Genomic DNA, 14,504 nt, shown 5'->3' on the forward strand with positions numbered 1-14,504 from the left:
GAGCCAACCGGCAAGGGTACGGCTGACTCGTCAGGACCGAGTCGCTGCACCGTATCCCTCGCTCCCTGCGCCTACTCGGCGCCCCGGGCCCGGCTGAGTCCGACGAAGTGCGCGGCGAACGCCAGTTTGTCCGCCGCCTCCTCGATGGCCTTCGTGGTCGGCTTGCCGGCGCCGTGGCCGGCCTTTGTCTCGATGCGAATCAACACGGGCCGCTGCGCGAGATCCGTGGCGACGCCCGCCTGCATCGCCGCCGCATACTTGAACGAGTGTCCCGGATGCACGCGGTCATCGTGGTCGGCGGTCGTCACGAGCACCGCGGGATACTTCACGCCGGGTTTCACGGTGTGAAGCGGTGAATAGGCGGACAGGTATTTGAATCCTTCCGCATCGTCACTCGAACCATAGTCGCTCCGCCACGCGTAGCCGATGGTGAACTTGTGAAAGCGCAGCATGTCCATCACGCCGACGGCCGGCAACGCCACCCGCGCCAGATCCGGACGCTGGTTGATGACGGCCCCGACGAGCAGACCGCCGTTGGAGCCCCCGCTGAGCACGAGTCGGTCCGGCGACGTGTAGCGGTTCGCCACCAGCCACTCCGCTGCGGCGATGAAATCATCGAAGACATTCTGCTTCCGCTCCTTCGTGCCCGCCTCGTGCCACGCGCGCCCGTACTCGCCGCCGCCGCGCAGATTCGGCACGGCGTAGATGCCGCCCGCCTCCATCCATGCGAGGTTCGTGACCGAAAATCCGGGCGTCAGCGAGATGTCGAATCCACCATAGCCATACAGAATCGCGGGCGTGTTGCCGGTGAGTTTCAGTCCGCGCCGGTGCGAGATGAACATCGGCACCCGCGTGCCGTCCTTCGACGTGATGAACACCTGCGTCGTGACGTAGTCCGCGGGATCGAACGCCACCTGCGGCGCGTGAAACACTCCGCCCCGCCCCGTTGCGACATCGTGACGGAAGTTCGACGCCGGCGTGGCGAACGACGTGAAGCTGTAGAAGAACTCGTTGTCGTCGTCGCGGCCGCTGACGCTGCCGACGCTGCCAATCCCCGGCAGCGCCACGTCGCCCACCTGCTTCCCCTCCTTCGTGTAGATTGCGAGCCGGCTGCTGGCGTCGCGCATCGTCTTCACCACGAGGCGACCGCCCACGAGGTCGACCGAATCGATGACATCGGCGCTCTCGGGAATCAGCGTTTTCCAGTTCGCCATCGCCGGCGCCGCCGCGTCGATTGCGATCAGACGTTTCCGCGGCGCGTCCAGGTTCGTGACGACGTAGAGGATCGGCCCGGTGTTGCCGACGACCCGAAACTCCGCCTTCCATTCCTCGACGAGCGACTGGACCGGCGCGTCGAGCCGCGGCGCGAGGGGATCGCCCAGGTCCACGAACCGGAGGAGATTTTCGGCGGACGATCCGCGCGCAATCGAGATGAAGACAAACCGCCCATCCTCGCTCGCATGTCCGCGCACAAACCACTGCGGCTGGTCCGGCACCGCGTGAATCATCCGGTCCTCGCCCTGCGGCGTGCCGAGCCGGTGGTAATACATCTTCTGGTGCTCGAGCTTGCCGAAGGTCTTGCCCGTGCCCGCTGCGATTGCGCCGGCAGGATAGCGGGAGTAGAAGAAGCCGCGGCCGTCCTTCGTCCAGCTCACGTTGGAGAACTTGACCCATTGGATCAGGTCGCCCGTGTCCTGCCCTGTATCCACGGAGCGGACGCGATATTCGTTCCAATCCGAACCCGCGGCGGCGGTCCCGTACGCGACCCACTTTCCATCCGGTGAGACCGCCGTGCCCGTCAATGCCACCGTGCCGTCCGCCGCGAGGAGATTGGGATCGATCAGCACCCGCGGTTCGGCGGCGAGCGACACCTGCACGTAAAGCACCGCCTGGTTCTGCAACCCGGAATTCCGCGAGAAAAAATAGCGTCCGCCCTCCTTGCTCGGCACGCCCGCACGCGGGTAATTCCAGAGCTGCGTCAGTCGGGCACGAAACGTCTCCCGCGCCGGCAACGCGCGCAGAAAGCCCGCGGTCAGCTCATTCTGCGCCTGCACCCACGCTGCCGTTTCGGCCGAGTCGAGATCCTCGAGCCAGCGATACGGATCCGGAACTTTCGTCCCGTGATAGTCGTCGACCTGCTCTCCGCGGGGCGCAATCGGATAACTGGATACGGGCGCGGCGGCGGGCGCCGCGCAGGAGGCGAGAGGAAGAATCACGGTGAGAAGGGATCGCATGCGGTCACGGTGGCCAGCCTCGACGGGTTGGCAAGAATCGGACCGGCGTGAACGTCGAAGCGCACGTCGCACGCGGCGAGCAGAGAGTTCGACAGCATTGCAGCCAGGACGCCTGCGCTCCGGGAGTCATTCATCGCGGGGGCGTGCGCCGCAGGCGGGCGGCTTCTTCGAGTTGTTCAAAGGACTCGCGTTTGCGTCCGAGGGCGTTGAGGACCTGGCCGAAGTGCTCGCGAAGTTGCGCGCTCTGCGGATCGAGCTGCACCGCCCGCTCGAAGTGCGGCACGGCCTTTTCCAGCTGACCGTGGTTCACGAGCGCGACGGCGAGCTGCGCGCGCACGGCGACCGCTTCCGGTTGCAACGCCACGGCCATTTCCAGCTGCGGAATCGCGTCGCCCCAGCGGCGCAGCGCACTGAGGGCTGTCCCCAGATTCGCGTGGGCCGTTGCGAACCCCGGCTGCAGCCGAACCGCCGCTTCAAACCGGCCCGCGGCCTCCTCGGTCCGGCCCGCCTGCGCGAACGCCGTGCCGAGATTCAGCTGCGCCTCCGCCGACTCGGGCGACAATTCGACCGCGCGTTCCAACTGTGCCATCGCCTCGGCCGGACGGCCCAGCGACGCCAACGCCATCGCGTAGTGCCCGCGGGCGGACGCCAGCGCCGGTTTCAGCTGCAGCGCCCTCTCCAACTCCGCCAGCGCTTCCGGCGCGCGGCCCGCTCGCAGGAGGGTCCGGCCGAAACTCGCGTGCGCCGTCGCCGAGTCCGGTTTCAATCGAATCGATTCCCGGTGCTGTGTGATCGCCTCATCGAGGCGTCCGAGGCCGCGCAACGCTCCTGCGAGATTCTCAAGCGTAGCTGCGTCGCCGGGTTTGAGGCGAACCGCCTGCTCGAACAAAGCCAGCGCCTCGGCGGACTGCCCCCGTTCGGCAAGTTCCGCGCCGAGATTGTTCAACGCGCCCGTGTGATTCGGCTTCAATGCGAGCGCGCGACGGTAGTGCGTGATCGCCTCGTCGGCTCGCCCGAGGCTCCGCAGCGCGTGGCCGAAATTGCTGTGCACATCCGCATAGTCGGGTTTGAGCGTGAGTGCGCGTTCAAACAGCGGCACGGCCTCGGCGGGTCGACCGACGATCACGAGCAGGTTGCCGAGATCGTTCCAGCCATCGGGATCGGTCGGCTTGATCTCAAGCGCGCGGCGGTAGGTCGCAATCGCCTCCTCGTAGCGCTGCGCCTGCGCCAGTGTATCCGCAAGATTGAGCCACGCCATGACGGCCGCGGGATTGCGGCTGACGGTGTCGCGCCACAGCGCCTCGTTGTTGAGATAACTGCGCGACTCGCGCCACGAAATCAGTCCCAGTCCAAGCACCGCCATCGCGCCGATCAGCCACGTCATCCGGCCGCCGAATCGCGCCACCAGCGCGCCGGCCACCGCGAGCGGTCCCATGCTCGCGAGGTATTGAAAATGATCGCCGACGAAGGAATAGCGGAAGAAGTAGACGTTGAAGAAGCCCAGCACCGGAAAGAGCAGCGCGACGAAATAGGCCGCCAACAATCCCAGCGCCCGCAGGCGTCCGTGTCGGCCACGCCACAGGACGACGCCCGCCGCCACCGCCGCCAGCACCGGCACCCACGCCAGCGGATTTGCGACTGCGATCTGCCATCGCGGGTAAATGAAGATCAGCGGCTCCGGCCAGATCAGTTTGCCGAGATAAAACCAGACAACGCGTCCTGCGATGGCACCGCGCTCTGCCAGACTCTGCGACCACTCTGCGCCCATCGCGCCTGAGTGATATTTCTGCTCCCAGATCGTCCAGCCGGCGGCGAGGCCGGAGAACGCAAAGAACGGCACGAGCCGCAGCACGTCGCGCCAGTCGATGCGTCCCCGCACCCACAGACTGCAGAGCCCGAGCGCCACGGGCAGCATCACGGTCGAAGGCTTGCTGAGGATCGCGGCCACCGCCCCGAGCAGCGCACCGGCGTAGAACCAGCGCTGGGGTGCGGTTGCGCGGGGCACGTGAGGTCCGCTCGAACGCACGTCCCGCTCACGCTCCTTGCCGCCGTCGGCTTCGATCCAGCGCAACCAGCACCAGACGGCGGCGAGAAAGAAGACCGCGGACTGCGTGTTCTTGAGTTCGCAGATCCACGCGACCGATTCCACCTGCACCGGATGCAGCGCCCACAGCGTCGCGCCCAGCCACGCTCCCGGCATCCGCAGCTGCAACAACACCCGCCACAGCGCGAGCGCGGCCAGGACATGAAACGCGAGGGTGACGACACGATAGCCGAAGGGCTCGACGCCCCAGAGCGCGTGCTGCGCCTTGAAGTTGGTCAGCACGAGCGGAAAATAGTTCGCGCGCGCACTCGTCCAGATTTCCTTCAAGCCCAGCGGCCCGATGATCGTCGGGTTCGCGGTGATGTGCAGATCGTCGTCCCAGAGGAAGTCTCCGCGCAGCGAATACGCGTACGCTGTCACGATCGCCAGCGCCATGACGGCGGCGAGCGCCAGGCAGCGGAGACCGGGACGACGCGGGGAAATCACGCCTCCACGCTCGGGAGGGAGCGGCGCAAGTTCAAGCGACGAAGCAGCGCCGCGGGCCTGAGGCGCAAAGGATTGGCTGGCTCATGTCGCCTCCGGCATTGACGGAGCTACGAGCGCCAGTGAGAGAACGCCCGGCCACTCGCTGGCGCTCGTAGCCACGTCATGCCCGCGACGCCGGATCGGTTAATCGGCTCCGCGCACCAAAAGGCCGGGCGCGCTGCGCCCGGCCTGCTGTCGTGAACTACGCTGCGGACGGCGTCAGAACTGGCCGCGCACGCCAAAGACCCAGTTGGCGCCGTATTCCTGCAGCTGGCGCAGTGCCCGCTGCTGGCCTTCGACGACGCCCGGCGGCGTGTGATACCAGAGGACGGGCTTGCCCGTGATGTTGCGCACCTGGGTGTAGAAGGTCGCGTAGCGGTTCAGGCGCCAGTTGAGCGAGACGTCGAACTGCGTGATCTCACCCTGATATTGACCGTAGGTCGTGCTGTCCGGGGTATCCGGACGCCAGACCATGCCGATCGAGCCGTTGAACTTCCGGTAGGCGTAGCCCAGCCGCGAGGACACGCGCTGGGGCGCGAGATTGGCGCGACGCTGACTCGCGTAAGCACGGGAGTAGGCCACATTGAAGTTAATGCCGCGGAGGTACTCGCTCGGCAGAAAACCAAGCGTCTGGTTGTAGGCCAGATCCATGCTGCGGAACTGCCGCTCCTCGGTGCTGTTGACCGTCGTGCGGAACGTATAGGGCGCGAAATCCGGATCATCGATGCCGAAGTCTTCGGCCGAATAGTCGAACGTCTGCCGGAAGTTCGTCGCCTTGTTCTGGGTCAGATCGAGCGTCAACTGACCGGGCGAACGGCCGCGGAAGTAGTACGCGAGCCGCGACTGGAACTTCTTGTGGTACTCCGGCAGCAGATTGGGATTCGGCGCCGACACGCGGAAGTTGACCTCGTCAATGCCCCACAGGCCGGTGACGCTGTCGATCGGCGGCCGCGAGATCGACTTGTTGTAGCCGATCTGGAATTCGAAATCCGAGGTGATGTAGTACTTCAGCATCACCGACGGGAAGTAATTCCGGTACGACGACGTCCGCGTCACCTTCGGGTTCGAGGTATACTGATAGATCATGCCGGGCAGCGTCAGAGCGCGGCCACCATTGGTGCCGGCGGCATTGACGGTGTAGCCAGCGGCGAGCACCTGCGCCCGCGTGAGCGGGTCGAATTCCCGAACCTGATTCTCCGTTTCCTCCATGCGCACGCCACCGAGCATCGTGAGTTTGGAACTGAGCCGGATCGTCGCCTGCGTATAGCCGGAGGTGACCGTCTGCCGGAAATCGCGCGGGTTGGCGAAGAAGGATGCGTAGTAATTTTCCGGCGTACCCGTATGGACGAACTGCTCCGGGTTGGAGCGGAAGAGCCGCAGGACTTCCTGCCGATTCACGCGCGGCGGCATGCCCTGCTTACCGGCGAGGTTGTAAACGGTCAGACCATTGGTCGTGCCCATGTCGAAGGGATGGGGCGAAGTGAACTGCGGGCCGACGTTGCCCCAGTTGCCGAAGGTCACGTTCTGGAACGCGCCGTTGTTGGCGTTGCGGGTGACCGTATTGCCGCCGGGCCCGACGTAGGACCAGATATCCCAATCGCTCACGACGTTGTTGTCGCGATTCTCCTCCGCCCACTTGCCGCCAAACTTCAACGAGGTCGGAAAACGCTCGAGGAACGGCAGGGTCCAGCGGGCGTTGAGCTGGCCGCTGTAGATCGCGGTGATCCACGTGCGGTTGTCGTTGTTGACGCGAGTACCGCCGGCGCGGGTGTCGGTGCTCGTGAAACTGCGCAGATCATACCAGTCATTGCCCGAGGTCTGCCGAATCTCCCACTCCCAGGACTCGGGATTGGGCCGCGTGGCAACGAAGCCCGACGCTGCGCCGCCGCCCTCGCTGCTGGAGAAACCGCGCTCGAGCGAATCGTAATTGTTCACCGAGCGGGAATAGCCCATCGCGCCGTCCACCACCCAGCGGCCGTTCTTGTATTCGAACTTGGGCGACAGCGTGCGGGTGTACGTGAGTTTGGCGGAGGTGCCGCCGCCGTTGTTCAGGGTGGCGGAGTTGGCCGTGCCGGCGCGGTTGGCGATGAGGGTCGTGATGCCATCGCCACCCACGGAATTGCGGCCGTTGTTCACGTTCGCGTTGTCGTTGGCGGCCACGAAGGTGAAATTGCGATTCCAGAATTCACCCTCGGTGTAGGTGTAGATGCCGGTGAGTGAAAGGACCAGGTTGCGGGTGACCTTCCAGTCCGCAGTCATCGTCATGGCGTCCTTGAGGATCGTCTTGTTGCCGTCCTTGAAGTCGATCTGGCGGGCAACCATCGGCCGCGGATCGGTGGCGTTGGGGCTGCGGTTGTAACCCATGTTCACGATGTACTGCTCGGTGTACGAGTTGGCGCGGCTGGCGGAAAACAGGATGCCGAAGCGCTGGTTGAAAAACGACTCCGCATAGTCGATCGAGTAGTTGGGTTTCCACTTGAACGAAACGCCATCGCGCGGACCGGCGGTGCGCCTGAACGTGAACTCCTCGGCGTTGAAGTTGAGGCTGGTGTTGTAGCCAAACGTCCGGCCCTTGCGGTCGAAGGCGCGCTTCGTGCGCATGTTGATCGTTCCGGCCGGATTGTCGGCATCGGAGTCCGGGCTCGTCGTGCGATTGATCTCGATCGACTCGATCGCGGTGATCGAAAACCCCTCGAAGCTGGTGGCCCGGGACGACTCGCCGCCGCCACGGTTGGCGTCGGCGCTGGCCGACCGCATCCCGTCGAAGGATACGCCGACATACTGCGAATCCATGCCGCCGAGGCGCGGGCCGCGGGCCTCGGACTCGACGTAATCGAGGTCCACGCCGGGCAGATACTTCAGAAACTCGCCGACGTTGCCATCGGTGACGTCGCCGAAAATATCCGAGGACACGGCTGTCGTGATGCTCATCGAGCGCCGCTGCGACATGATGGCCTTGGCGTTGCCCTCGCGCTCGGAGGAGACCGTGAAGGCCTGGAGCTGCACCACGCCTTCCTTGCCCGCGGCGGCGGGAGCGGTGGCCGTGCTGGTGAGATTGATTTCACGGACTGCGGTCTGCCCGGCGGTGACCACAAACGACTCCTTCACGGGATTGTAGCCCGTATAGCTCACCGCGATCGCGGCCGAACCCGGCGCGACGCCGATGAACTGAAATGAACCGTCGCCTTCGGTGTACGTCACCTGATTGGTGCCCTCGAGCCGGACTTCGGCGTCGCGGACGTACTCCTTGGAGACCGGATTAAACACGCGGCCCTGGACGGTACCGGTGGCGGCCGGCTGAGCCGCCGGGGCGAGAGCGGCCGTGAGCGCGCAGGTGACCAGCAGGAAAAGTCGGCGCCACAGCGCGCCGCAAACGGATGGGATTGTCATGGAGCAGGGGCTCCGGCACCGAGCGACACAGCAGTGCCGACGACGCTCGACCGGGGTAGTGTTGGTGTTGGAGGTAGAATCCGTCCGCGAAGTTGCAGCCGCGATCGGACCGGATCCAGCGTGGGGGAATTCCCGGGGCCCAGGCAAGCGCTTTGCGCGGTGCCTGGAGAAGAAAAAGCCCCCGTGGCTGCACCATCCAGCCGTGGCCCGTCCCCCCAAAAAAGACGCCGCCCTTCTTGGGCGGCGTAAACCTATGCCTCCGCTGTCGTACGCGTCCGGGAGCGCCGATCTCCGGCCGGCATTTCCTCCATGCCGGCGGGCCGCCTGCGCTCCGGGACGAACCTAGAACGTTCCCTTGAAACCAAAATTCCAGTTCGCGCCGTAGTTCTCGTAGACGCGGATGGCGGCTCCCTGCCCCTGCACGTTGGTCGACGGACCTTCCATCCACGTCTGACCGTCGTTGAAGACGTTGCGCCCCTGGAAGAACAACGACGCCCACGCGGTCAGGCGGAACTCCCCACCGAGATCGAGCTTGGCGTCGTGACGCCGGTAGCGGCCGTAATCGGTCGTCGCGCTGCCGTCGTCCGTATTGTCGCGCCAGACCACGCCGGCGCGGCCGCGGAAGCGTTTGTAACTATAACCAAGGCTCGAGGTGAAGCGATGGGGCAGCAGTCCGCCGCGGCGGGAATCCGCATACGAACGCGTATACGCGGTTTGGATTGAAATGCCGCGAAGCGCCTCCGCGCGGAACGGCAGCGTCTGATTGTAGGCCACCTCCAGACTGCGGAAGCGCCGCGGGCTGGCCACGTTGAACGGCGACTGGAATTCGTAGCTGCCGTACTCGGGATCGTCGCCCAGACCAAACTCGTCCGCCGTGCCGCGCCGCGTTTCACGCAGGTTGCGAATCGTGTTCTGCGACGCCGTCAGGGAGAACTGGCCGGCGGGCTCGAAGTAATAAGCGAGCCGGGCCGAATAGTTTTTCGAGTATTCGGGCAGCAGGTTGGGATTCGGACTCGTGACGACGTGCGTGGTCTCGTTGATCAGCCACGCACCGGAGATGCTGTCGACCGGCGGCCGCGAGATCGCCTTGTTGAAGCCCGCGTGGAATTGCAGACTCCGCGTGAAGTTGTACTTCACCGCGATCATCGGGAAAAAATTATCGTACTTGGCAATGTGCGTCACGAGCGGGTTCGTGAAGTACTGGTATTCGTAGCCTTGAATCGTGGTGGGCCGCCCCGCGGTGCTGACCGGATAGCCGGCCGCCACCACTTCCGAAGGGGTCTTCGGATCGAAGTCGCGCGAGTTGTTCTCCGTCTGCTCCCACCGGAGGCCGGTCCGCACACTCACCTTCGACGAAACCTTGATGTCGGCCATGCCGTAGCCGGCAGCGACGGTCTGCACGACGTTGCGCCGGTTGCCGATGAAGGCGTTATAGTAGGCATCGGGGTTCGCGACATTCACGAACAACTCCGGATGCTGGTTGAACAGATCCGCAATCTTGTTCGAGTCCGGCCGGGGAATCGACAGCACCTGCCCGGCCGCGTTCTTCGTGGTCAGGATGTTGGTCGTGCCGGTGTCCCAGGAATTTGGATTCGGCGCAAAGACCGCCCAGCTACCCGCGTTGCCGCCGCCGGGACCGTTGTACAGGTAATTGTAATACGGCGTCTCATTACCGTTCTTGCGGGATTCCTCGGTCCATTTGCCGCCAAACTTGATCGCCGTCGGGAACCGCCGCAACGGCGTGGCCCACCGGGCGTTCAACTCGCCGGTGTAAAGCTCGGTCCGGGCGTAACGGCCCTCGTTGCCCATGCGGGGATTCACCCGGTTGGCCAGATCGAACCAGTCGGCGCCGCTCGTCTGCTGAATCGTCCACTCGTGCGACGTGATGCCGGGCCGCGTGGCGACGAAGCCGCTGGTGATGTTGTTCACCGGATCGTTCGCGGTGTGCCCTTTCTCCAGCGCTTCATAATTATTGAAGGAACGGGAGTACGCGCCGCCGCCGTCGATCACCCAGCTGTCGAGCTTGTACTCGAACCGCGGCGCGAAGGTCACGGTGTTGGTGATCTTGCTCGCGCTGCCGCCGGCGAGCGCGGAGCTCCGGGATGCATCGACGCGGGCGTCGGTGCGGACGTCCGTGACGCCATCGCCGAGGACCGTGCCGCGACCGAGGTTCACGTTGGCGTTGTTCAGCGCCGAATTGAAGGTGACCTCGCGGTTGAAGAACTGGCCGAGGGCGTAGTTGTAGATGAGCGTGCTGGACAGCACCAGCCGGCTCGTCGCACGGAAATCCGCGGTGAGCGTGTAGGTGTCCTTGCCGATGTTCTTGGCGCCATCCTTGAAGTTCAACGCCGTCGTCACCATGGGCCGCGGATCGGCCGCCGTCGGGGTCTTGTTGTACGTGATGTTGTGCCGGTACTGCTCGGTGTAGGAATCGACATGGTTGATGCTCGCGACGATGCCGAGACGCGGACTGCCGCTCCCGGTGAGAAACACGTCGGAGTATTCGAAGCTGTAATTCAGGCGCGCCTTGTACTCCTGGTTGGCGGCCGGACCGAACGTCTTGCGCAGGTGAAACTCCTCGGAGTTCAGATTGAGGCTGGTGTTGTAGCCGATGCGACGACCTTTGCGGTCGAACGCCCGGCGCGTCTTCATGTTGATCGTGCCGGCCGGCGCATCGGCATCCATGTCGGAACTGGTGGTGCGATGAATTTCAATCGACTCGATGCTGCTGATCGAGAACGCCTCGAAACTCGTCGCGCGACCGAGATCGCCGGTGCGGTTGGCGTCGGCACTCGCGAGCCGCACGCCGTCAAACGACACCGCCGTGTACTGCGCATCCATGCCGCCGAGGCGCGGCCCGCGGGTCTCGGACTCGACGTAGTCCACATCGACGCCGGGAAGATATTTGAGGAACTCGCCGACGTTGCCGTCGGTGACGTCGCCGAAGATGTCGGACGCGACCGAGGTCGTGACGTTCATGTTGCGCTTCTGCTCCATGATGGCCTTGGAGTTGCCCTCCCGCTCGCTCGAAACCGTGAACGCCTCGAGCTGAATCGTGTCGCCCTCCTTTTCCAGGCCGGCGAGCGAACTCACGAGATTGATTTCACGCGTGGCCGTCTGGCCGGCCGTGACGGTGAATGCTTCGCGCGCCGTTTTGTAGCCGGTGTAGATCACGGTGATCGCCGCGGTACCGGCGGGCACGTTCGGAAACGCGAACGAGCCGTCACTCTCGGTGGCGACGATCCGCTCCGTGCCTTCCAGCCGGACCTCGGCGTTGCGCACATATTGTCGCGTGAGCGGATTGTAGATCCGTCCCTGAATGTTTCCCGTGGTCTGGGCCTGGGCGGTCAGGACGGAAAACAGGAGTGAACCGGCGGCGAGCAGCAGTCGCAGCACCGGGAGATGAACGGCAGGTTTGATCGGGGTCATGGTAGTGAAGCCGCCATGATGCCACCACCCCGCCGCCACGGCTGCGCATGGATTGCCGGACGCGGCCCATTTATTGTGAGCGCGGCCTAATAACCATGAACGATTGCAGCGAAATCGCGCTCACGCCGGCCCGCGCCACCGCGCGCGTCAACGTGCCGTCAGATCGGGAATGGCCGGATTCAGCCGCCGGGCCTCGCGAAAATGCCCCATCGCCTCCTCGTTGCGGCCCGCGAGCGAAAGCGACAGCGCGAGGTTCAGGTGCGCGGCGGCCATCGTCGGGGCGAGCCGGACCGCGCGTTCAAACTGGCGGATGGCATCCGTCAGCCGGCCCGCATCGCGCAAGGTCATGCCGAGATTGTTGTGGGCGTCGGCAAACTCCGGATCGATCTGCAGTGCGCGGAACAGCAGCTCCATGGACTCCGGCAATCGTCGCTGCTGCCGGCGCAGCGCGCCCAGCGAGTTGAGGGCGTCGGCGTAGTCCGGCCGCAGTTCGATGGCGCGCTGAAAGTGCCGCTCGGCGTCCGCCTCGCGCCGCTGCGCCAGGAAAACGAGGCCGAGATTGTTGTGCACTTTTTCGAGATCGGGCCGGACCTGCAGCGCCGCCTCGAAGTGCGTGCGGGCCGCGTCCAATTCGCCCGCCTCGCGCAGGAGGCCGCCGAGATTGTTGTGCGCCATCCACGCCGCGGGATTCCGCGCGAGCGTCGTCGCATAGAACGTCGGCATGTCCGCATACATCCGGCTCTGACCCACGCTCCGCCACGCCAGCACGGCCGGCAGGAGAGCCAGGATCAGCACCCGCACGGCCGCCGGCGCGCCCGCGCGGCGCAGCCCGGTCACGATTCCCGCCGCACCCAGCACGATGAGGCCGAGGGCAGGCAGGTACTGCCAGTGATCGGCCACGTACGAGAAACGGAACGCGTAAACGTTGAAGAAGCCGATCGTGGGCACGAGCGATCCGCCGAAGAACAACACCGCCGCCAGCGGGCCGCGCGACCAGCCGCGCATCCGCCACAAGACCCCGAGCGCCACGATCACCGCGATCGAAGGAAGCCATTGCCAGGGCTGGCCCGGATCAATCTCCCACCGCGGGTAGATGAAGATCAGGTCGTCCGGCCAGACCAGTTTGCCGACGTAGAACCACACGACCCGTCCCGCCAGCAACGCGCGTTGCAGCAGCGTCAGAGCGAACTCCGCGCCCTCCGCCCCGATGTAGACCTTTTCCACATACGCCGACAGCAGTCCCATCGCGGCACCCAGCGCGAACCACGGGACGAGGGGCAGGACGTCACGCCGCCCGTCGATCCGGCCGCGCTGCCACCAAAAAATCACGAGCAACGCCGGCGGGAGCGTCGCGATCACGGATTTGGTGAGCAGGCCCGCAACAAACAGCAGCGTCGCCAACGCATGCCACCGCGGCCGGCGCGTGGCGTCGAACCGCAGATAGACCAGCGCCGCCAGCAGGTAAAACACGAGCGAGAGCGTGTTCTTCTGCTCCGAGATCCACGCGACGGATTCGACACCCACGGGATGCAGCGCAAAGACAAACGCCGCCAGCCACGCGCCGGGAATCATTAGCCGCCGCAGGATCGCCGCCAGCAGACATGCGGAGGTCGCGTGCGCGGCGACGTTGAAAAGGTGATACCCGACGGCCGCGTCGCCCCAGAGTCGGTGCTCGATCCAGAACGCACTGTGGAGAAGCGGGTAGTATTGCTCGGTCGCGCCAAGTTCGAACCAGATGCGCCAGAAGCCCGCGACGGACCGCAGCGCCGGAGCGGTCACGTAGTCGCTGTCGTTCCAGATAAACCCGCCGCGCAAGGCCGGCGCGTACGCGAGAAACGTCACCGCGAACAACGCCAGTCCGATCCAACCGCTGTAGGCGGGCGCAGGTGGGGACGAAACGGGTGCGGCGGAAACGCGAAGCGGGCGGGCCATCAGAAGCGTGGGATTGCTTCGACGACACCGCGCCCGCGCAACGTAAAAGCGACCGGCGCCGCGCGCACCCACTCCTGCATTGCCCCGCGGGGACGTTCCCCGTTTCGATGACGCCATGACGTTTCCCCGCGCCCTCCTGCCCACCCTCGCGTTGTTAGCCGCCCCGTGGCTCGCCGCCGCGCCCGAAAAATGGACCGCGGCCATCGACAAGTTCACGCAGGCCGACGCCGTGCAGGCACCCGCGAAGGGCGGCGTGGTCTTCGTGGGCAGTTCGTCGATCGTGAAATGGACTTCGCTCGCCCGGGACTTTCCCGGCGTCGCGCTGCTCAACCGCGGCTTCGGCGGCTCCCAGCTCGACGACAGCGTGTTCTACATCGATCGCATCGTCATCCCGTATGCGCCGCGCACGGTGGTGCTCTACGCCGGCGACAACGATCTCAATGCCGGCAAGACGCCCGAGGCCGTCCTCGCCGACTTCAAGGCCTTCGCCGGCAAGCTTCACGCCGCGCTGCCCAAGGCGCGCCTCGTCTACATTGCGATCAAGCCGAGTCCCTCACGTTGGAAGATCAAGGACAAGATCATCAAGGCCAACGCCCTGATCGCCGCCGCCTGCGCCGCCGACTCGCGTTGCGCCTACGCCGATGTCTACACGCCGATGCTCGACGCCAAAGGCGAGCCGCGGCCGGAGCTTTTCGTCAAGGACATGCTCCACATGAACGAAGCCGGCTACGCCGTCTGGCAACCGGTCATCGCGCCACTCCTGAAGTAAGCCCGGGAGCGCAGGCGTCCCGCCTGCTTCGAGCCGGTGCTGGCAGCAGTTGAACGCATTCGCACCCCGCCTGCTATAATGGCGAGCCCCGCCCAAAGCGAAGCCCGAACGTCGCCATGCATCACGTCTGCGGGAACTCCGTGTGTTCCGTGTCTTCCGTGGGCCACCGGATGGAATTGAA

6 protein-coding genes are annotated in these 14,504 nt (G+C 65.2%); 1 reads left to right on the plus strand and 5 read right to left on the minus strand.

The annotated features are described in order from the left end of the window. Window positions 1-71 precede the first annotated feature (71 nt). From ACLJEU_RS18280 to ACLJEU_RS18300, 5 genes are all read right to left on the minus strand, one after another. Entirely contained in the window at window positions 72-2,234 is a 2,163-nt protein-coding gene (locus ACLJEU_RS18280) for a prolyl oligopeptidase family serine peptidase (protein ID WP_414660072.1), read from the minus strand. A 130-nt stretch (window positions 2,235-2,364) separates the two neighbouring features. Beyond that, entirely contained in the window at window positions 2,365-4,764 is a 2,400-nt protein-coding gene (locus ACLJEU_RS18285) for a tetratricopeptide repeat protein (protein WP_414660071.1), read from the minus strand. 258 nt (window positions 4,765-5,022) lie between these two features. Beyond that, complete coding sequence (locus tag ACLJEU_RS18290) at window positions 5,023-8,193, minus strand: TonB-dependent receptor (RefSeq protein ID WP_414660070.1); 3,171 nt, start codon at window positions 8,191-8,193, stop codon at window positions 5,023-5,025. A 342-nt stretch (window positions 8,194-8,535) separates the two neighbouring features. Further along, window positions 8,536-11,622, minus strand: a complete 3,087-nt coding sequence (locus ACLJEU_RS18295; protein ID WP_414660069.1) for a TonB-dependent receptor domain-containing protein — start codon at window positions 11,620-11,622, stop codon at window positions 8,536-8,538. Window positions 11,623-11,769: 147 nt separating this feature from the next. Then, window positions 11,770-13,554: a tetratricopeptide repeat protein gene (locus ACLJEU_RS18300; protein WP_414660068.1), complete on the minus strand. Its 1,785-nt coding sequence runs from the start codon at window positions 13,552-13,554 to the stop codon at window positions 11,770-11,772. Window positions 13,555-13,669: 115 nt separating this feature from the next. Between ACLJEU_RS18300 and ACLJEU_RS18305 the strand changes: the two genes are divergently transcribed. Continuing rightward, entirely contained in the window at window positions 13,670-14,323 is a 654-nt protein-coding gene (locus ACLJEU_RS18305; protein WP_414660067.1) for an SGNH/GDSL hydrolase family protein, read from the plus strand. Window positions 14,324-14,504 lie beyond the last annotated feature (181 nt).

Source organism: Terrisphaera buseokensis, assembly GCF_047521145.2.
GTDB lineage: Bacteria > Verrucomicrobiota > Verrucomicrobiia > Opitutales > Opitutaceae > ER46.

Coding starts and splice junctions, on each gene's coding strand:
- ACLJEU_RS18305 (WP_414660067.1), top strand. CDS start 13,670: ATGACGTTTCCCCGCGCCCTCCTGCCCACCCTCGCGTTGTTAGCCGCC.
- ACLJEU_RS18300 (WP_414660068.1), bottom strand. CDS start 13,554: ATGGCCCGCCCGCTTCGCGTTTCCGCCGCACCCGTTTCGTCCCCACCT.
- ACLJEU_RS18290 (WP_414660070.1), bottom strand. CDS start 8,193: ATGACAATCCCATCCGTTTGCGGCGCGCTGTGGCGCCGACTTTTCCTG.
- ACLJEU_RS18280 (WP_414660072.1), bottom strand. CDS start 2,234: ATGCGATCCCTTCTCACCGTGATTCTTCCTCTCGCCTCCTGCGCGGCG.
- ACLJEU_RS18295 (WP_414660069.1), bottom strand. CDS start 11,622: ATGACCCCGATCAAACCTGCCGTTCATCTCCCGGTGCTGCGACTGCTG.